This window comes from Pseudomonas abieticivorans (assembly GCF_023509015.1).
Taxonomy (GTDB): Bacteria; Pseudomonadota; Gammaproteobacteria; order Pseudomonadales; family Pseudomonadaceae; genus Aquipseudomonas; species Aquipseudomonas abieticivorans.
Map to the genome: position 1 here is coordinate 1,581,482 of NZ_CP094975.1, position 19,084 is coordinate 1,600,565.

Below are 19,084 nucleotides of genomic sequence, written 5' to 3' on the forward strand. Positions count from 1 at the left end.
TTGGGGATTTGGCGACTTACCTGCGGTCGGATCATCATGACACAAGCCGTATGGCAAACCCATAAGGAAGGCCACTTCTAGGCACAGACTATTAGGACAATAGAGAGCGGTGGTTGTTCTCAGTGAAGCGAAGTAGGACAATTGTCGGCTCCTCGATATGATCAGCGACCTTGAATGGCCTTCCTCGCCCTCGGAATCAACCATAAGACTGCCTCGGTAGACGTGCGCGAACGCGTGGCCTTTACCCCTGAGCAGCTGGTCGACGCCTTGCAGCAGCTCTGCCGCCTGACCGACAGCCGCGAAGCTGCGATCCTCTCTACCTGCAACCGTAGCGAGCTGTACATCGAACAGGACAGCCTGGCTGCCGATGAGGTATTGCGCTGGCTGGCCGATTATCACCAGCTGAACGTAGACGAATTGCGCGCCAGTGCGTACGTGCATCAGGACGACGCCGCGGTGCGGCACATGATGCGCGTGGCCTCGGGGCTGGATTCACTGGTGCTGGGCGAGCCGCAGATCCTGGGGCAAATGAAGTCCGCTTATGCCGTGGCGCGCGAGGCCGGCACCATTGGCCCGCTGCTGGGGCGGCTGTTCCAGGCTACCTTCAGCGCAGCCAAGCAAGTGCGCACCGACACGGCCATCGGCGAAAACCCGGTGTCGGTGGCCTTCGCCGCCGTGAGCCTGGCCAAACAGATTTTCAGTGACCTGCAGCGCAGCACCGCCCTGTTGATCGGCGCCGGCGAAACCATCACCCTGGTCGCCCGCCACCTGCATGAGCAGGGCGTGAAGCGCATCGTGGTCGCCAACCGCACCCTGGAGCGCGCCAGCCTCCTGGCTGCGCAATTCGGTGCCCACGCGGTGCTGTTGTCCGACATCCCACAGGAACTGGTCAACAGCGACATCGTGATCAGTTCCACCGCCAGCCAATTGCCGATCCTGGGCAAGGGCGCGGTGGAAAGCGCCCTGAAGCTGCGCAAGCACAAACCGATTTTCATGGTCGACATCGCCGTGCCGCGCGATATCGAACCGGAAGTCGGCGAGTTGGACGACGTTTACCTTTATAGTGTCGACGACCTTCACGAAGTCGTGGCTGAAAACCTCAAGAGCCGCCAGGGCGCGGCCCAGGCTGCCGAGCAGATGGTCAGCGTGGGTGCCGATGACTTCATGGCCCGCCTGCGTGAACTGGCCGCCGTCGATGTGCTCAGGGCCTATCGCCAGCAAAGCGAACGCCTACGTGATGAAGAATTGCAAAAGGCCCAGCGCCTGCTGGCCAACGGCGGCAACGCCGAAGAGGTATTGTTGCAACTGGCCCGTGGCCTGACCAACAAGTTGATGCACGCGCCAAGCGTGCAGCTTAAAAAGCTGTCTGCCGAAGGCCGCCACGATGCGCTGGCCATGGCCCAGGAACTCTTTGCCCTCGGTGAGGGCCCCACGGATAAACCCCCGCAATGAAAGCGTCACTGCTCAATAAACTGGACATGATCCAGGACCGCTTCGAGGAATTGACCGCCCTGCTGGGCGATGCCGAGGTCATTTCCGAGCAAACCCGTTTCCGCACCTATTCGCGCGAATACGCGGAGCTGGAGCCCATCGTCGCCACCTATAAAGAGTGGCGCAAGGTGCAGGCTGACCTGGAGGGCGCCCAGGCGCTGCTCAAGGACAGCGACCCGGACATGCGCGAAATGGCGGCCGAGGAAGTGCGCGAAGGCAAGGAGCAGACCGTCGAACTGGAAAGCCGCTTGCAGCGCATGTTGCTGCCCAAGGACCCCAACGACGGCCGCAATGTGTTCCTGGAGATCCGTGCGGGCACCGGCGGCGACGAGGCGGCGATCTTTTCCGGCGATCTGTTTCGCATGTATTCGCGCTATGCCGAGCGCCGTGGCTGGCGCGTCGAAATCCTCTCGGAGAACGAGGGTGAGCATGGCGGCTACAAGGAGGTCATTGCCCGCGTCGAAGGCGATAACGTCTACGCCAAGCTGAAGTTCGAGTCCGGTGCCCACCGCGTACAGCGCGTGCCGGAAACCGAATCCCAGGGCCGCATCCACACCTCGGCCTGCACCGTGGCGGTATTGCCCGAGCCAGACGAGCAAGTGGCGATCGAGATCAACCCGGCCGACCTGCGCGTGGACACCTACCGCTCCTCGGGTGCCGGTGGCCAGCACGTGAACAAGACCGACTCGGCGATTCGCATCACCCACTTGCCCACCGGCATCGTGGTGGAGTGCCAGGAGGAACGCTCGCAGCACAAGAACCGTGCCCGCGCGATGTCCTGGCTGTCAGCCAAGCTCAATGACATGCAAACCAGCGCTGCGGCCAATGCCATCGCCAGCGAGCGCAAGCTGCTGGTGGGTTCCGGTGATCGCTCCGAACGTATCCGCACCTATAACTTCCCCCAGGGCCGAGTGACCGACCATCGCGTCAACCTGACCCTGTATTCGCTGGACGAAATCCTTGCGGGCAGCGTCGACTCGGTGATCGAGCCGTTGCTGGCCGAGTATCAGGCAGACCAACTTGCGGCATTGGGTGAGTAAATGACGATTATTGCCAGCCTGCTCCGTGGCGCCGAGCTTCCCGACTCGCCAACCGCCCGCCTGGACATCGAACTGCTGTTGGCGGCGGCCTTGGGCAAGTCGCGCAGCTATCTGCACACCTGGCCCGAGCGCATCGTAACCAGCGAAGCGGCCGCGACCTTTTCCGACTACCTGGGCCGCCGCCGCGCCGGTGAGCCGGTGGCGTACATCCTCGGCCAGCAAGGTTTCTGGAAGCTGGACCTGGAGGTGGCGCCGCACACCCTGATCCCACGGCCAGAAACCGAACTGCTGGTAGAAACCGCCCTGGAACTGTTGCCCGTGGACACCGCCCAAGTGCTGGACCTGGGCACCGGTACCGGCGCGATCGCCCTGGCATTGGCCAGCGAGCGGCCGTACTGGCAGGTCACGGCCGTGGACCGTATCGAGGAGGCCGTGGCCCTGGCCGAGCGCAACCGCCAGCGCCTGCACCTGGACAACGCCCGGGTGCTGGCCAGCCACTGGTTCGACGCGCTGCAGGGCGAGCGCTACCAACTGATCATCAGCAACCCCCCGTACATTGCCGACGCCGACCCACACTTGGCCGCCGGCGATGTGCGCTTCGAGCCGGCCAGCGCCCTGGTGGCGGGCAAGGACGGCCTGGACGACCTGCGCCTGATCATCGCCCAAGCCCCCCAGCACCTGACCCCGGGCGGCTGGCTGCTGCTGGAGCACGGCTTCGACCAGGCCTTCGCGGTGCGCGAACTGCTGGCCAAGCACGACTTCGAACAAATCGAAAGCCGTGACGACCTCAGTGGCCACGAACGCATCAGCCTGGGCCGCCTGTCGTGCTGAGCGATCAGGAGCTGCTGCGCTACAGCCGCCAGGTGTTGCTGTCGCAAATCGACATCGACGGACAGTTACGCCTGAAAAACAGCCGCGCGCTGATCGTCGGCCTGGGCGGCCTTGGCTCGCCGGTGGCGTTGTACCTGGCAGCGGCCGGCGTGGGCGAGTTGCACCTGGCCGACTTCGATACGGTCGACCTGACCAACCTGCAACGCCAGGTGCTGCATGACTCCACTACCGTCGGCCTGAGCAAGGTTGACTCGGCGCTCCAGCGCCTGGGCGCGATCAATCCCGAGGTCACCTTGGTGGCCCACCGCGCGGCGTTGGACGAAGACTCATTGGCGGCGGCTGTGGCGGCGGTCGACCTGGTGCTGGACTGCTCAGACAACTTCGGCACCCGTGAGGCAGTCAATGCTGCCTGCGTGGCGGCCGGCAAACCTTTGGTCAGCGGCGCGGCGATTCGCCTCGAAGGCCAACTGTCGGTATTCGACCCGCGCCGCCCGGAAAGCCCCTGCTACCACTGCCTGTATGGGCATGGCAGCGAAGCCGAGCTGACCTGCAGCGAAGCTGGCGTGGTGGGCCCATTGGTGGGCCTGGTGGGTAGCCTGCAAGCCTTGGAAGCGCTGAAACTGCTGGCCCAATTCGGCGAACCGTTGGTGGGCCGCCTGCTGCTGATCGACGCCCTGGGCACGCGCTTTCGCGAGCTGCGGGTCAAGCGCGACCCGGGCTGCGCGGTGTGTGGCAGTGCCCATGGCTGAAGGCCGCGAGGCGCCGATCGGCGTCTTCGATTCCGGCGTCGGCGGCTTGTCGGTGCTGGGCGAAATAAGCCGCCTGTTGCCGGCCGAGTCCCTGTTGTACGTCGCCGATTGCGGCCATATCCCCTACGGCGAAAAATCTCCGGCGTTCATCCGCGAACGCTGCGCCCAGGTGGCCGATTTCTTCCTTGAGCAGGGCGCCAAGGCCCTGGTACTGGCGTGCAACACCGCCACCGTCGCCGCCGTGGCCGACCTGCGCGAACGTCACCCCCTCTGGCCCATCGTCGGTATGGAACCTGCAGTCAAGCCAGCCGCCGCCGCCACCCGCAGCGGCGTGGTCGGGGTATTGGCAACCACGGGCACCCTGCAAAGCGCCAAGTTCGCCGCCCTGCTCGACCGTTTCGCCAATGATGTGAAGGTGATCACCCAGCCCTGCCCGGGCCTTGTGGAATTGATCGAAGCCGGCGACCTGCACAGCCCCGTGTTGCGCGAACTGTTGGCGGGCTACGTACAGCCCTTGCTCGACGCAGGTTGCGACACACTCATCCTGGGGTGCACCCATTACCCGTTCCTCAAGCCCCTGCTCAGCCAGATGATCCCGCCCACGATTATCCTGATTGATACAGGCGCCGCCGTGGCCCGGCAGCTGCAGCGGCTGTTGGAAAAGGATCAATTGCTGGCCAACGGCCCTGCCCGGCAAGCCCAGTTCTGGACCAGCGCCAGCCCGGAACACTTCAGAAACATCCTACCGACACTATGGAAACCGTCTGACATTGTGCGAAGCTTCAGCCGGTAACAAAAATCGATAAAAATCGCTACGTACCACTGAACTTACAACGATCTGCCGATTTCTATTGTTTCGTCTGACGAGCGACTCACAACACTAAAAATTGCATTCGAAATAGGATGTTTCTTATGAAGAAGCTGTTCTGTTTGGCCGCGCTTGCGGCCTTCACCCTGGGGCAAAGCATGACGGCACAGGCGCTTGATGCGTCGGTGTCGGTAGGGCACACCGATGGTTCCACCATGACGTATCGGTTGGGCTTGCAGTCGAACTGGGACAAGAGCTGGTGGCAAACCAGCACCGGCCGCCTGACAGGGTATTGGGACGGGGCCTATACCTACTGGGACAGCAGCAAGGGCTCCAACAGCAACACGCTTTCGTTTGCGCCGGTATTCGTTTATGAGTTCGCGGGCGACTCGGTCAAGCCATTCATTGAAGCCGGCATCGGCGTTTCAGTGTTTTCCAGCCTGCGGGTAGACGACGATCAACTGGGCACGGCCTTCAACTTCGAAGACCGCATCGGCGCAGGCTTGCGCTTTGCCGGTGGCCAGGAAGTGTCCATTCGCGCGACGCACTACTCCAACGCCGGGATCAAGGAGCCCAATGATGGGATTCAATCCTACTCGCTGAATTACCGTTTCCCGCTTAACTGATAGATAGGCGGCGACGGCTTCGCGGATGAATCCGCTCCTACAGGAGCGGATTCATCCGCGAAAAACGCGACACCGACACCCCTGACTCACCGCCATCAAACCGCCTCGGGAAACTCATCGCGCAAGGCATCGGCCAACCACTGCGCAAACCAGTCAATGTCCGCCGTGGACTCACCTGCCGGCGTGATCAACTGATAACTCTCCAACGCCACCTCAACATCTACCGCGCGCACCAGCGTGCCAGCCTTCAATTCGTCGCGCACCAACACCTCGTTCGCCAGGGCAATGCCCTGCCCGCTTTCGGCCACCGACAACGCATGGTCATTACTGACGTAAAGCACGTCGGTACTGAGCTGCGAATCGATGCCCAAGGCGTTGAACCACATGTTCCACCACTCGCCATCGTCGTAATGAATCAGGTTGTGCTTGATCAGGTCCAGGGGCTGCAGGATGGGTTCGATGCTGGCCAGATACGCCGGCGAACAAATTGGAAATACCCGCGGCCGAATCAGCGTGGCCCGCACATGCGGGTACTGGCCCTCGACGCCATAGCCGATGCCCAGGTCAGCGGCCTTGCTGTCGACCTCGGTAAAGGTGGAGTTGGGTTCGATCGCCACTTTCAGCCCAGGGCGCAAGTGGCGTATGGACTCAAGCCTTGGAGTCAGCCAGCGCTTGGCAAAGCCCGGCACCGCCATGATGCGCAGCCAGCGCTCGGCGCTGCCCGGCTGCAGTTCTTGCCCGGCGTCGATGATCTGCTGCAAGGCACGGGCGATCTTCTGGTGGTACTTGCGCCCAGACGGCGTCAGCGTCACGCCACGCGAAGTGCGCTCGAACAGTTGAATGCCGAGCCATTCTTCCAGCAGCTTCACATGCCGGCCCACGGCCGGCTGGGTAACGTGCAAGGCCTTGGCCGCCTCGACATAGCTGCCCAACCGCGCAGCTGCGTCAAAGGCACGGATCGCATTGAGGGGGGGCAAACGCAGGTTGGACATGGGTCGGATCACCTCACCTTGCTGTTAAATTATTTAACAGCTGCTATGTTAAAATTGATCTTTCTCCCCTGCAATCGCTGTTTGATAATCGAGCCAAAGCAGAAAAACAAAAGCCGCCCAGCACCCGCTTCATCATTCTCGAATCCTGCCAGAACAATAATATTCCGTCGTTTAGATGCGACTCCGGCTGACCGGAATCTCGCAAAAACGATGGGGGAATCGGAGGTACTGCATGAACGCCCTGCATTCGCGTCAAATGCCGGCTGTTTCCATCCGCTCGGTCCGCAAGGTCTATGGTGATCCGCAAACCGGTCCCGTTGCCCTCAAGCACGTCAACCTGGACATCCACGACAACGAGTTCTTTACCCTGCTCGGCCCCTCGGGCTGTGGCAAGACCACCCTGTTGCGGATGATCGCAGGCTTCGAGTTCCCCACCGCTGGCGAGATCCAGCTGTATGGCGAAAACATTGCAAACCTGCCGCCTTATCAGCGCCCGGTCAACACGGTGTTCCAGCACTATGCCCTGTTCCCGCACATGAGCATCGCGCAAAACCTGGCCTTCGGCCTGGAGTCGCAGCCCATGGGACGAACCCTGAGCAAGGCGCAAATCGCCGAGCGGGTTCGCGAGATGCTGGCCATGGTGCAAATGGAGCGCTTTGCCGAGCGCCGCCCCGCGCAGTTGTCCGGCGGCCAGCAACAGCGTGTGGCACTGGCCAGGGCCTTGGCCCCCCACCCCAAGGTGTTGCTGCTGGACGAACCCCTGTCCGCGCTGGACTTGAAGCTGCGCCAGGCCATGCGCGAGGAACTCAAGGCGATCCAGGCCAAGACCGGCATCACCTTTATCTTCGTCACCCATGACCAGGAAGAAGCCCTGACCATGTCCGACCGTATCGCGGTGTTGGCCAATGGCCAAGTGCAGCAAGTGGGCAGCCCCGACGACATCTACGAACGCCCGCGCAACCGCTTCGTCGCCGACTTCATTGGCGAAACCAACTTCATCGAAGCCACTGTCAGCCACGTGGGTAACGGCCATGCGCTGTATAAGGGCCCAGGCGGCGAACCCCTGCAGGCGCAGATGCCCGAAGGCGCTGGCGTAGGTACCAGAGTCAACCTGTCGATCCGCCCCGAACGCCTGCAATTGACCGAATTGCCCTACCACGGCGCCATCCAATGCACCGTGGAAAACCAGATTTACCTGGGCACCGACCTGCAATACCAGGTGCAACTCAACGACGGCAGCCGCCTGACCGTACGCTCGCCCAACAATGCCGGGCAGCGCCAGCGTTTCCCCGCCGGTTGCCGCGCAGGCCTGCTGTTGGACAAGGACAGCGCCAGCGTGCTGCTCGACTGACCCAGGGGACCCACCATGAATGAAGTCATTACCTTGGCGCGCCCCGGCGTGCTGGAGCGGCGCAAGGCGTTCAAGCAGTTCCTGGGAGTTTCGCCGGCACTGCTCGCCATCGGCCTGTTCCTGATCGTGCCGATTGTGATCGTGATCGGCTATTCGCTGATGGAGGCCAACCCCTACGGTGGGGTGAACAAGGTATTCAGCACCGAGGCCTACACCTCGCTGCTGTTCGAGCGGCAGATGGATGACAGTTTGGCCTTCGCCGACTCCTACCTGATGATCGCCCTGCGCTCGATCGGCATCGCCGGGCTGACCACGTTGATTACCCTGCTGATCGGCTTTCCGGTAGCGGTGTGGCTGGCGATGCAGCCGGCGCGGCGCCGCGGCCTGCTGATCTTCCTGATCACGGTGCCGTTCTGGGCCAACCTGCTGATCCGCACTTACGCCTGGATTCTGCTGCTGCGCAACACCGGCGTCATCAACAACGGCCTGATGGGCCTGGGCCTGATCCAGCAACCCTTGCCGCTGCTGTACACCGACGGCGCGGTGCTGCTGGGGCTGGTCTACACCTACGCGCCTTTCGTGGTGCTGCCCATCTACGCCACCCTGGAAAAGATGGACATCCGCCTGCTGGAGGCCGCGCAAGACCTGTACGCCGGGCGCTGGCGCACCCTGACCAAAGTGGTTTTGCCCATCGCCAAGCCCGGCATCATGGCCGGTGCGATCCTCACTTTCGTGCCCTGCCTGGGCGCCATGATTGCCCCGGAGCTGCTCGGTGGCGGGACCAAGATGATGCTCGGCAACCTGATCTTCCGCCAGTTCAGCGATGCCCGTAACTGGCCGTTCGGTGCGGCCTTGTCGCTGGTGCTGATGGCGGCGGTGATGCTGGTGTTGACCTTGTATGCACTGCGCGCCGAGCGCCAGCGCCTGGCCCGAGGAGGTCTGTAATGTTGAGTCTATTAACCCGTGGCCGGCGCAGCGTGCAGGACTTCCCCGGTTTTGGCGGCTTCAGCTTTCTGTTCTACCTGTACCTGTACGCGCCCATCGTGGTGCTGGTGGTGTACTCCTTCAACGCCAACCAATCGGCCACCGTGTGGACCGGCTTCAGCCTGGACTGGTACCGCGCCGCCTTCGCCAACCAGGCCCTGCGCCAGGCCGCCGGCAACAGCCTGCTGATCGCGGTGTGCGCCAGCATGATCGCCACCGCCATCGCCACCCTGGCGGCGCTGGGCACCTCGCGGGGTGCCAAGTTCCGCGGCATGCAGCTGTCCATGGGCGCGATCATGCTGCCACTGGTACTGCCGGAAATCGTGGTCGGCGTCGCCACCTTGGCGCTGTTCTCCACCTTGGGCGTGTCATTGGGCTACGGCAACCTGATCATCGCCCACACAGTGTTCTGCATTCCCTTCGCCTACCTGCCGATTCGCGCTCGGTTAAACGACATGGACCTGTCGCTGGAGCAGGCTGCAGCCGACCTGTACGCCTCGCCGTGGCGGGTCTTTCGCAAGGTCACCCTGCCGCTGCTGATGCCGGGGATTTTTTCCGGGCTGATGCTGGCCTTCATCGTGTCGCTGGATAACTTCGTGATTTCGATGATGGTGTCCCAGGCCGGCACCACCACCCTGCCGATCTTTATCTTTGGCCTGCTGCGCATGGGTGTCACGCCCGACGTGAACGCCGTTTCCACGCTGATCCTTGGCGTGTCGGTGTTGTTCGTCACGCTTTCCTTCCTGCTCGGCAAACAGAAAGCCTGAGCCTTTGTTCAACCCTGGGGATTTACCGCATGAAGACGTTGATGAGCACCATAGGGCTTTCACTGGCATTAAGCGTGGCAGGTGCCGCGCAGGCCGCCGAACAATTGAACGTAGTGAGCTGGAGCGGCTACTTTTCGCCGGACATTCTCAACAAGTTCGAGAAAGAATCCGGCATCAAGGTGACCGTCGACTCCTATGACTCCAACGAAACCCTGCTGGCCAAGCTCAAGCAAGGCGGCGGCGGTTATGACGTGGCCATTCCCTCGCACCAGTTCGTGCCCATCCTGATCAAGGAAAACCTGCTGGAGCGCTTTGATCCCGTGAGCCAGCCGTACTACGCCAACGTCGTGGATAACCTGCAAAAGCCGACCTGGGACCCGCAAGGCGCCTACTCGGTGCCCTTTATCTGGGGCACCACCAGCGTGGTGCTGAACACCGAGCGTTACAAGGGCCCGCTGGACAGCTATGACGTGCTGTACCACCCGCCGGCGGAGCTGCAAGGGCGGATCAACATGTTCGACTCCACCAGCGAAGTAATCGACACCGCCAGCCTGTACCTGGGTATCCCGCTGTGCAGTGAAGACCCCAAGCAGATGCAACAGGTGCTGACCTTGCTCAAGGCGCAGAAGCCCTACGTCAAGACCTTCAGCTCCAAGGCCGGTTCGATCCGCGAGAACCTGGCATCGGGCGAAATCGACATGTCGATGTTCTGGGGTGGTTCATCGCTGCGCGCCCGGGAAATGAAGCCAAGCCTGGCCTACCTCTACCCCAAGGAAGGCGTGATGGCCTGGGTGGATAACATGGTCATCCCCAAGGGCAGCAAAAACCCGGACAACGCGAAAAAATTCATCGCCTTCCTGAGCCAGCCGGAAAACGCCGCGCTGACCCAGAACTTTCTCAAGCACCAGAGCCCGATCAAAGGCGTGGAGCCGTTCCTGGACCCAAGCCTGAAAGACGCACCTGAGCTGCACATTCCCACCGGCACCAAGGTGGTGTTCAGCCAGACCTGCGGCGAAGGCGCGATCCGCCTGGCCGACCGGCTGTGGACCAGCCTGATGCGTTGACTCATGCGCCCGGCGCTCATGCCGGGCGTTTCTTTTGGCTGTAAAGGTTTGACGTCATGACCACCCACAATAATGTCAGCGAACTGGTACTGCTGCAGGCCCATGAACTCGCCGAAAAAATTCGCTTGCGTGAAGTGTCCTGCCGCGAAGTGATGCACACCTACTTGGCCCATATCGAACGCTTCAACCCACGGGTGAACGCGTTGATCAGCCTGCAACCGGCCGATGACCTGCTGGCCCAGGCCGACGCTCGCGACGCCGAATTGACCCGGGGCATCTACCATGGCTGGATGCATGGCCTGCCCCACGCGGTGAAAGACTTGTCGCTGACCCGTGGCATTCGCACCACCTTGGGCTCGCCGCTGTACAAAGACTTTATCCCGGACCATGACGGAATCATGGTCGAACGCCTGAAAAAAGCCGGCGCGATCATCATCGGCAAAAGCAACACCCCGGAGTTCGGCCTGGGCTCGCACACCTACAACCCGGTGTTCGGCGCCACCGGTTGCGCCTACGACCCGAGCAAGACCGCAGGCGGCAGCAGCGGTGGCGCCGCCGCTGCATTGGCCATGCATTTGGTGCCCGTGGCCGATGGCAGCGACATGATGGGCTCACTGCGCAACCCGGCCGCGTTCAACAACATATTTGGTTTCAGACCATCCCAAGGCCGCGTGCCGTTTGACGACAGTGCCGACCTGTTCGTCGACCAACTCGGCTACGAAGGGCCCATGGCCCGCAGCGTTCGCGATGCCGCCTTGCTGCTCTCGGTGCAAGCCGGCTTCGATGCCCGCGCCCCGCTGTCTATCGCCGAGTCCGGGGCAGGTTTTGCCGGCGAACTGGCACGTGACTTCAAAGGCAGCCGCATCGGTTGGCTGGGCGATTTCAATGGCTACCTGCCCATGGAAGGCGGCATTCTCGAACTGTGTGAAAAAGCCTTCGCCCACTTCGAAAGCCTGGGCTGCACGGTCGAACAGGCGGCCTGCGACTTCGCCCCGCAGCGCCTGTGGGACTGCTGGCGCACGCTGCGCCATTGGATGGTGGCGGGTTCTTTGGGGCGGCATTACAACGACCCGGATAAACGCTCACGGTTAAAACCCGAAGCTTGCTGGGAAGTGGAAAACGGCCTGCGCTTGAGCGCCAGCGATGTGTACCAGGCGTCGGTGACACGCACCGAGTGGTACCGCGCCATCAGCCGCCTGTTTGAACGTTACGATTACCTGCTGCTGCCCAGCGCCCAGGTATTCCCGTTCGACAAAAGCCTAGCCTGGCCACAGTCGGTGAACGGCGTGAGCATGGACACCTATCACCGTTGGATGGAAGTGGTGATCCCCGGTACGCTGTCGGGCTGCCCGGTGGCCAACGTGCAGGTAGGCTTCAATGCACAGGGGTTGCCGATGGGCCTGCAGATCATTGGCAAGCACCATGCGGACATGGCCGTGCTGCAGATCGCCCATGCCTATGAACAGGCCAGCCAGTGGTTCAAACGATGCCCTTCGCCGTTGCTTCAGTGATATTGGCGCTGTGCCTTTCGCGGATCAATCCGCTCCTACAAAGAGGCATTCGATACCCGTTAGGAGCGGATTCATCCGTGAAAAGATCACTGTTCAACACCGGGTATACTGCGCCGCTCCACTGCCTCGGCAATCAGCGGCGCCATCTCTCGCAACCCGTCCAGGCTCAGCCGCCCCTCTTCGTACAGGCGCAACCATTGTCGGCGCACCCGCAGCAGTCGCTCGTCATCGTGAATCGGCAGGGTATGCAAGGTCTTCTCGGCCCGCTCCCGATATTTGGCCGGTATGCGATCAGTCAGTACCAACTGGAGCGACGGTAGCGAAATCTCGAACCAGCCTGGCTGCATGTCGAATGGGTCGAGGATGTCGGCCACTTTCTTGTTGCCCTTGGCGCTGTTGATCCAGTTATCCACATAGCGAAAATTCGACCATTCATAAGCCCGCGTACGGTCTTCGTCGCAACTGAGGAAATGGTCCACCGTGCCGCTGGGGATGTACATGGCGGCGAAGGCACAACGGTTGTTGAAACTATCGGCCAGGCGCGGCCTGAAGGGCGACCAGAGGTCCTTGGGCCGTCGCGCGTCTGGGTTTTGGTCCAGCCAGGCGTTGCCGCGCTGGCGGCAGCGCTGGTCGAAATCAGGCGGCTCTTCGGTTGCGGTGACCGGGATCATAAGACGTGCTCGCCGGCAGATACGATCCAGCAGGGCCAGAAGTGGTCGCCACTGGGTAATACCCGCAGCAACTCATCGTGGATGGCCTCACGGCTGTCCAAGCCTGGCGGCAATTGCTCGTACTCGCCCAGCATCCAGGCGTCGGCCGCGGCGATAGCCTGTTCGGCTTCGAGCGAGCGGGCCTGGTCCAACCCGAACACATCGCACACCAGCCAGTTCACCACGTCGCCTTGCTTGGCCCAGATGGCCTGCTCGACTTTCGCCCGGCCCTGTTCCAGTTGCACCGTAAACACCGCATCCAGGCCCTCTTCAAAGTCGGGCTCGGCCGAAGCCATCACCAACGGCGAATGGGTCGCCAAAATGATTTGAACCGCCACCTGCGAACCGGTCATGGCCCTCACCACCGCGAGCAACGCTGGCACGATGCGCCGCTGCCACTGTGGGTGCAGGTGGCATTCGATTTCGTCCATCAAAAACACCACGTGGCTGGCAGGCGACACCGAGCGCAGGCGACAAGCCCGCAAATGCGCGTTCCAGGTCCAGACCAGCATGTAGGCCAGTGCCGCGATGCGGCGCATACCGGCCGAGGCTTGGTTGAGCGGGACCTCACCATATGCCTGGCGCAACGTGGGGTATTGGGTTTCATCCAGGGGGCCGAGGTAACAGGGCTCGCCGGGGGTCAGTTGCTCATGCTCCGAGGGTGACAGCGCCCCCAGCACCCGCACCAGTTCCTCGAAAGGCCGGCTGCCGGCTTGCTGCCAACGCACCCAGTCGTGGATCAGGCCATTGCACAGGTTGGTGCCACGGGCAGAGCGCGCGCCCTGCCAGACCTGTTCTGCACTGAAGTGAAAGGCGTGGATGGCTTCCTGATCGGGCGCTGAGGTATCGGCCGCCGCATTGCGTTGTGGGTCCCACGCAGAAAAGCTGCCATCGTTCCCGGCATAAATAACCACGGCAGGGTCCGCTTGCGGGTCCTGCCCGGCGCTCCAGCGCCCGGCGTGGCAACGAATCATGCGTTCCGGTTGGCCCTCCAGGCCATAGGTGATCAGGCAATCAGCCGTGTTCACCCGCGGCACGATCGGTACATCCCGCGCCCAGGTGCGGGTCAACACGTACCAGGCAGCGTCTAGTAAAAAGCTTTTGCCCAGGCCGTTGTCGCCGGTGATGAAATTAAGCCTGGGCGCGAAATCCACCGGGCCGAACGTGGCTGCCGGGCCGACGCCTGTCAGAGAGAGCCGCTTCAACATGATCAGACCTTCCATGGTGTGAGTCAGGGGAAGGTCGATGGTAGGGCTGCCGCAGGCCTGCGACTATCGAAGAGGTGTAACGGGAATTGAAAAGGCCCGCATCAGGCGGGCCTACCGGTTCAAGCCTTTTTTGTATTGGGCAACAAAACCGTCAGTATCCCGAACAGCGGCAGGAACGAACACAGCGTGTACACGTATTCGATACCGTGAATGTCCGCCAGGTGCCCCAGCAGCGCGGCACCAATACCGCCAAAGCCGAACATCAGACCGAAGAACACCCCGGCGATCATGCCGACGTTACCCGGTACCAACTCTTGCGCGAACACCACGATGGCCGAGAAGGCCGACGCCAGGATAAAGCCGATGATCACGCTGAGCACCGTGGTCCAGAACAGGTCCACGTACGGCAGCATCAGGGTGAACGGCGCCACGCCCAGGATCGAGAACCAGATCACCGCCTTGCGGCCGATCTTGTCGCCTATCGGCCCGCCAAAGAAGGTACCTGCCGCCACCGCCCCCAAGAACAGGAACAGGTGCAACTGCGAACTGGCCACCGACAGGTCGAACTTCTCGATCAGGTAGAAGGTGAAGTAACTGGTGAAACTGGCCATGTAGAAATACTTGGAAAACACCAGCAGGCCCAGCACCACCAAGGCTGCCGTTACCCGACGCTTGGACAGGCCATGGGTGGCCTGCCCGCCTTTCTTGGCCTTGAACAGGTTCAGATGCTCGCGGTACCACTGGCTCAGCATCCAGGTCACGCCCAAGGCAAACAACGCGAACAAACCAAAATACGCCACGTTACCCTGGCCGAACGGAATGATCAGCGCCGCCGCCAGCAGTGGGCCAAACGCAGACCCTGCGTTACCGCCCACCTGAAAGGTCGACTGCGCCAGCCCATAGCGCCCACCGGAAGCCAGCCGGGCAATGCGCGAGGTTTCCGGGTGGAAGGTCGAGGAGCCAATCCCCACCAGCGCCGCCGCCAGCAGGATCATCGGGAAGCTGCCCACGAACGCCAGCATCACGATACCCACCAAAGTACAGATCGTGCCCAGGGGCAACAGGTACGGCTTGGGATTGCGGTCGGTGTAGAAACCCACCCACGGCTGCAGTAAGGACGCAGTGATCTGAAACGTCAGGGTAATCAGGCCCACCTGGGTAAAGCTCAAGCCATAGTTGGCCTTGAGCATCGGGTAGATCGACGGCAGTACCGACTGGATCAGGTCGTTGATCAAATGCGCCAGCGCGCAGGCGCCGATGATGCGCATGACCAGCGGGCTGCTTTGTGGGGAGGCAGCCGACGGGGCCGCGCTGGTTGGAGCGTTGCTGGTAGCCATGAAAATCGTCCAGACATTCAGTGATGACGCAGGGCAGTGCCGCGAAAAGGCGCAGCTAAAGCTGAGAAAGGCCAATGTGCCATTTTTTGGGGGCGGATTGCTAACAATGAAACAAAAAATGTCAGCTTGCTATCGAATTTCAAGCCGGGGCAGGATCGCTGGCCGACGGAAGGAGGGAAAAGCTAAGTTTTTGATCGCATACAACATTTTTTTCAAACGACGCTTGACACCTTTTGATTTGGAGGGAATAATGCGCGCCAAGTTGGCTACATAGCTCAGTTGGTTAGAGCATAGCATTCATAATGCTGGGGTCCGGGGTTCAAGTCCCTGTGTAGCCACCAAATCCGAAAAAGGGCTTACCGAAAGGTAGGCCCTTTTTTTATGGCCCTGAGAAAAGTCTCACCTTCCTTTAAGGGCCGCTCGGTCTTGCCATTTAGAAACGCCCTACACAGCTATCATCTCCTGCCGACTATCGCCCCATAGCCTCGCACGATACTCTCCCCTATTCAGCCAATTGCTGGAACGCCGTAACCTCCCTGCCACCCCACCGTCACAATCCCCTGCTAGCCTGCCCGCCAGAAATCTTTTGTTACGCCTGATCAGGAAGCCGTCATGAGCGACGAGAAAGACAAGGACACCCAACTCCCGTCAGACACCAGCCGCCGCCGTTTCCTCGCCGGTGCCGCCGCGCTGGGTGTAGGTGCGGCCACGTTGAGCGCCTGCGGTGGCAGCGAGGCCGACAGCCCGGCCAAGGAACACCCGCTGACGCCCGCCGAATTGGACAAGAAGCTGCGCGAGCAGGTGAAAACCATCGTGGTGATCTACGCCGAGAACCGCAGCTTCAACAACCTGTTTGCCAACTTCCCAGGCGTGGAGAAGCCGTTGTCGGCGCTCAAGCCTGCCGACTGCCAGCAGCGTGACCGTGACGGCAGCCTGTTGCAAACCTTGCCACCGGCATGGGGCGGCGTATTGCAGGTGGGGCCGCAGACGGTGGACGGCGTGACCTACGCCAACGGCGTGCAGTTCCAGGAAAACCTGCCCAACGCCCCGTTTGCGCTGAAGGGGCCGAATCAGGAAGACCTGCCGCTGAACCTGGTGACACGCGACCTGTGGCACGTGTTCTATCAGAACCAGATGCAAATCAACGGCGGCAAGAACGACCAGTTCGTCGCCTGGGCCGACTCCGGTGGTTTCACCATGGGTTACTACGCTCAGTCGCAGTATGCGTTGCGCCTGTGGGACGTGGCGCGGGAGTTCGTGCTGTGTGACAACTTCTTCCAGGGCGCCTTCGGCGGCTCGTTCCTCAACCACCAGTATTTGGTCAGCGCTGCGGTGCCGTTTTATCCGAACGCGACCACGTCGGTTGCCAAGGACCAAATCGCCACGCTTCAAAGTGACGACCCGGCCGGCACGCGCCTCAAGCCCCTGGACAAGTCGCCAGCCAGCGCCATGACTGGCCCGCCGCAGTTCGGCCCAAGTGCCCTGACGCCCGACGGCTTTGCGGTGAACACCATGGCGCCGCCTTACTGGCCGACCTGGATTCGCGACCCGCAGCGCCCGGACTATGCCAAGCCCGACCTGCCCAGCGTGCTGGTGCCACAAACCCACGAGCACATCGGCGACAAGCTGAACAAAAAGAACATCGAATGGGCCTGGTACGGTGGCGCCTGGCAGGCCACTTTGGACCAGTTCAAGGACTCGGGCGGCATCCCCAAGATCCCGAACTTCCAGTACCACCACCAGCCGTTCAACTACTTCCAGCGCCAAGGGCCGGAAAACCCGGCAGAGCGTAGCAAACGCCTACGTGACGGCGGCTTGGGCGACGAGGCCAACACCAACAAGTTCGTGGCCGATGCGCAAGCGGGCAAGTTGCCTGCCGTGAGTTTCTACAAGCCCCAGGGCAACCTGAACCTGCACGCAGGCTACGCCGACGTGGCCGCGGGCGACCGGCATATCACGCGCATCCTCAAGGAACTGCGCAACAGCCCGCAGTGGCAGAACATGGTAGTGGTGGTCACGGTGGACGAAAACGGCGGGTGGTGGGACCACGTGGCGCCGCCCCAAGGCGATCGCTGGGGCCCTGGCACGCGCATCCCGGCGCTGGTGGTGTCGCCCTTCGCGCGCAAAGGCACGGTGGACCACACGGTGTACGACACGGCATCGATCCTGCGCCTGATCACCCGGGTGCATCAGCTTGAAGTACTCGACGGCCTCAAGCAGCGAGACGACGCGATGACCGCACGCGGGCAAAAGCCCATGGGTGATCTGACCAACGCGCTGAAATTCTAGAAAACGACTCAGTCGCGGGCCGCCAACCTGGCCCGCGACTGGCGCCGATTCCAGCCCCAGCCTGCCACCAGCACCAGCGCAGCGCCCAGCACGCTGCCCACATAATGCTCCCACTGATCAGGCCACGGCAGGTAACTGGCCAACGCCGGCTCCGCGACGGCCATGCCGCCGGCAATCCAGCCAATCAAGGCGCCACCCAGCTGGATCACTACCGGGAAGCGTTCCATCGCCATCAGTACCAGGCGGCTGCCCAGCACGATGATCGGTATGCTGATCAACACGCCAAACGACACCAGGTAGATATTCCCCGCCCCCGCTGCTGCCACCGCCAGCACGTTGTCCAGCGACATCACCGCATCGGCAATGATGATCGTCTTGATCGCGCTCCACAGGCGTTCTTCGCCACGAATCTCGCCGTGCCCTTCGTCCTGATGGATCAGCAGCTTGATGCCGATCCACAGCAACAGGGCAGCGCCTGCCAGCTTCAAATAGGGCAGAGACAGCAGCTTCATGGCGAAAAACAGCAACACCACGCGCAGTGCGATAGCGCCGGCCACCCCGCCCAGGATGGCCTTGCGCCGCTGCCCATGGGGCAGGTTGCGGCAGGCCAGGGCGATAACCACGGCATTATCGCCGCCCAGCAACAAGTCGATGGCGATGATCTGCAGCAAAGCCGTCCACAGGGCAGGGTCAGTGAGCCAGAGCATAAAGGTTCATTTTTTGGCAGATGAATGAATAGGGTTGACCATTGTCGCAGGCTTTCGCTCCCTGCGTTTTCCCACGACACCGTGCAGAAATCCGATCTGGCGCCATAATATTCACTTCAACTGGAAGGAGCCGGCCCCCATGCACCTGACTCAAGCCGTCACGCTCGCCCCTCAATTCAGCGACAACGCAGCCGCCATTGCTCGCAGCAACGTGCTGATACAGGGCATGAAAGCACCTAGCATCGTCGATGGCGTCATCCTTGAGGCCGCTGTGGAATGCCCCAAGGGCTTTCTGTTGTTCGTCACCGACGATGTGCCCTTCGAGGAAACCCTCAACATCCACCTGCTCGATGCAAAAGGCCAGTTACTGGACACCGCCAGGCTAGGGGCTGCCTACACCACCGGCAATTTCATCGATCTGGCGCTGGGAGAAGGGCATACTTTGAGCTTCAGTTTTTTCGGGGAAAAAACCTGGACCGTCGAACTGCTGCCACAGCCCGGCTTTCGCCTGCCCTACCTGTCGGAGCCTGCGGGGGTACACCGGCCGCTGTCTTTTTCCCGATACTTTGTAGTGAAGGGCTACCCCAAGCCTTCCTGATTTTTTGTGCAATGGAGAGGC

At 61.7% G+C, this 19,084-nt stretch carries 19 protein-coding genes and 1 tRNA gene; 15 read left to right on the forward strand and 5 right to left on the reverse strand.

All coding sequences use genetic code 11. The annotated features are described in order from the left end of the window. Positions 1-174: 174 nt before the first annotated feature. The 6 genes from hemA to L9B60_RS07195 all read left to right on the forward strand — a co-directional run bounded on the left by hemA (position 175) and on the right by L9B60_RS07195 (position 5,545). On the forward strand, positions 175-1,452 hold the full coding sequence (gene hemA, locus L9B60_RS07170; RefSeq protein WP_249677612.1) for a glutamyl-tRNA reductase: 1,278 nt from the start codon (positions 175-177) through the stop codon (positions 1,450-1,452). After that, entirely contained in the window at positions 1,449-2,531 is a 1,083-nt protein-coding gene (gene prfA / locus L9B60_RS07175; protein WP_249677614.1) for a peptide chain release factor 1, read from the forward strand. The genes hemA and prfA overlap by 4 nt, the downstream gene beginning before the upstream one ends. Then, entirely contained in the window at positions 2,532-3,362 is an 831-nt protein-coding gene (gene prmC, locus L9B60_RS07180) for a peptide chain release factor N(5)-glutamine methyltransferase (RefSeq protein ID WP_249677616.1), read from the forward strand. It abuts the gene before it with no gap. Continuing rightward, complete coding sequence (locus L9B60_RS07185) at positions 3,356-4,111, forward strand: molybdopterin-synthase adenylyltransferase MoeB (protein ID WP_249677618.1); 756 nt, start codon at positions 3,356-3,358, stop codon at positions 4,109-4,111. The genes prmC and L9B60_RS07185 overlap by 7 nt, the downstream gene beginning before the upstream one ends. Beyond that, positions 4,104-4,904, forward strand: coding sequence for a glutamate racemase (murI, locus tag L9B60_RS07190; RefSeq protein ID WP_249677620.1), 801 nt, complete (start codon positions 4,104-4,106; stop codon positions 4,902-4,904). The genes L9B60_RS07185 and murI overlap by 8 nt, the downstream gene beginning before the upstream one ends. A 119-nt stretch (positions 4,905-5,023) precedes the next feature. Beyond that, entirely contained in the window at positions 5,024-5,545 is a 522-nt protein-coding gene (locus tag L9B60_RS07195) for an acyloxyacyl hydrolase (protein WP_249677622.1), read from the forward strand. Positions 5,546-5,640: 95 nt separating this feature from the next. On the opposite strand, the gene L9B60_RS07200 is transcribed toward L9B60_RS07195, so the two are convergent. Beyond that, positions 5,641-6,537, reverse strand: a complete 897-nt coding sequence (locus tag L9B60_RS07200; RefSeq protein WP_249677624.1) for a LysR substrate-binding domain-containing protein — start codon at positions 6,535-6,537, stop codon at positions 5,641-5,643. Positions 6,538-6,769: 232 nt separating this feature from the next. Between L9B60_RS07200 and L9B60_RS07205 the strand changes: the two genes are divergently transcribed. The 5 genes from L9B60_RS07205 to L9B60_RS07225 are packed head-to-tail and all read left to right on the forward strand — an operon-like array spanning position 6,770 to position 12,214. Next, on the forward strand, positions 6,770-7,888 hold the full coding sequence (locus L9B60_RS07205) for an ABC transporter ATP-binding protein (protein WP_249677626.1): 1,119 nt from the start codon (positions 6,770-6,772) through the stop codon (positions 7,886-7,888). A 15-nt stretch (positions 7,889-7,903) separates the two neighbouring features. Next, positions 7,904-8,833, forward strand: a complete 930-nt coding sequence (locus L9B60_RS07210) for an ABC transporter permease (protein ID WP_249677628.1) — start codon at positions 7,904-7,906, stop codon at positions 8,831-8,833. After that, positions 8,833-9,639, forward strand: a complete 807-nt coding sequence (locus L9B60_RS07215) for an ABC transporter permease (protein WP_249677630.1) — start codon at positions 8,833-8,835, stop codon at positions 9,637-9,639. Before L9B60_RS07210 ends, L9B60_RS07215 begins: the two co-directional genes overlap by 1 nt. 29 nt (positions 9,640-9,668) lie before the next feature. Further along, positions 9,669-10,703: an ABC transporter substrate-binding protein gene (locus tag L9B60_RS07220; protein WP_249677631.1), complete on the forward strand. Its 1,035-nt coding sequence runs from the start codon at positions 9,669-9,671 to the stop codon at positions 10,701-10,703. 56 nt (positions 10,704-10,759) lie between these two features. Then, positions 10,760-12,214 carry an amidase gene (locus tag L9B60_RS07225; protein WP_249677634.1) on the forward strand — a complete coding sequence of 485 codons (1,455 nt, stop codon included), beginning with the start codon at positions 10,760-10,762 and terminating at the stop codon, positions 12,212-12,214. Between the two features lie 86 nt (positions 12,215-12,300). Here the strand turns inward: L9B60_RS07225 and L9B60_RS07230 are convergent, their stop codons facing one another. The 3 genes from L9B60_RS07230 to L9B60_RS07240 all read right to left on the reverse strand — a co-directional run bounded on the left by L9B60_RS07230 (position 12,301) and on the right by L9B60_RS07240 (position 15,469). Further along, positions 12,301-12,885 (reverse strand): hypothetical protein, encoded by a 585-nt coding sequence (locus L9B60_RS07230; RefSeq protein ID WP_249677636.1) that lies wholly within the window; start codon positions 12,883-12,885, stop codon positions 12,301-12,303. Then, entirely contained in the window at positions 12,882-14,132 is a 1,251-nt protein-coding gene (locus L9B60_RS07235; protein ID WP_249677638.1) for an AAA family ATPase, read from the reverse strand. The genes L9B60_RS07230 and L9B60_RS07235 overlap by 4 nt, the downstream gene beginning before the upstream one ends. A gap of 119 nt (positions 14,133-14,251) precedes the next feature. Further along, positions 14,252-15,469, reverse strand: a complete 1,218-nt coding sequence (locus L9B60_RS07240; protein ID WP_249677639.1) for an MFS transporter — start codon at positions 15,467-15,469, stop codon at positions 14,252-14,254. Here L9B60_RS07240 and L9B60_RS07245 point away from each other — a divergent pair. From L9B60_RS07245 to L9B60_RS07255, 3 genes are all read left to right on the forward strand, one after another. Then, positions 15,468-15,743: a hypothetical protein gene (locus L9B60_RS07245; RefSeq protein ID WP_249677641.1), complete on the forward strand. Its 276-nt coding sequence runs from the start codon at positions 15,468-15,470 to the stop codon at positions 15,741-15,743. The two genes, L9B60_RS07240 and L9B60_RS07245, sit on opposite strands and share 2 nt — an antisense overlap. Beyond that, positions 15,734-15,810, forward strand: a tRNA-Met gene (locus tag L9B60_RS07250). Before L9B60_RS07245 ends, L9B60_RS07250 begins: the two co-directional genes overlap by 10 nt. Positions 15,811-16,081: 271 nt before the next feature. Continuing rightward, positions 16,082-17,758: an acid phosphatase gene (locus tag L9B60_RS07255; RefSeq protein WP_249677642.1), complete on the forward strand. Its 1,677-nt coding sequence runs from the start codon at positions 16,082-16,084 to the stop codon at positions 17,756-17,758. A gap of 8 nt (positions 17,759-17,766) precedes the next feature. Here L9B60_RS07255 and L9B60_RS07260 read toward each other — a convergent pair whose 3' ends face one another. Continuing rightward, entirely contained in the window at positions 17,767-18,465 is a 699-nt protein-coding gene (locus tag L9B60_RS07260) for a TerC family protein (RefSeq protein ID WP_249677643.1), read from the reverse strand. 139 nt (positions 18,466-18,604) lie between these two features. Between L9B60_RS07260 and L9B60_RS07265 the strand changes: the two genes are divergently transcribed. Continuing rightward, the gene (locus L9B60_RS07265) at positions 18,605-19,063 is read left to right on the forward strand and encodes a hypothetical protein (protein WP_249677645.1); all 459 of its coding nucleotides are present in this window, start codon (positions 18,605-18,607) and stop codon (positions 19,061-19,063) included. Positions 19,064-19,084: the final 21 nt, after the last annotated feature.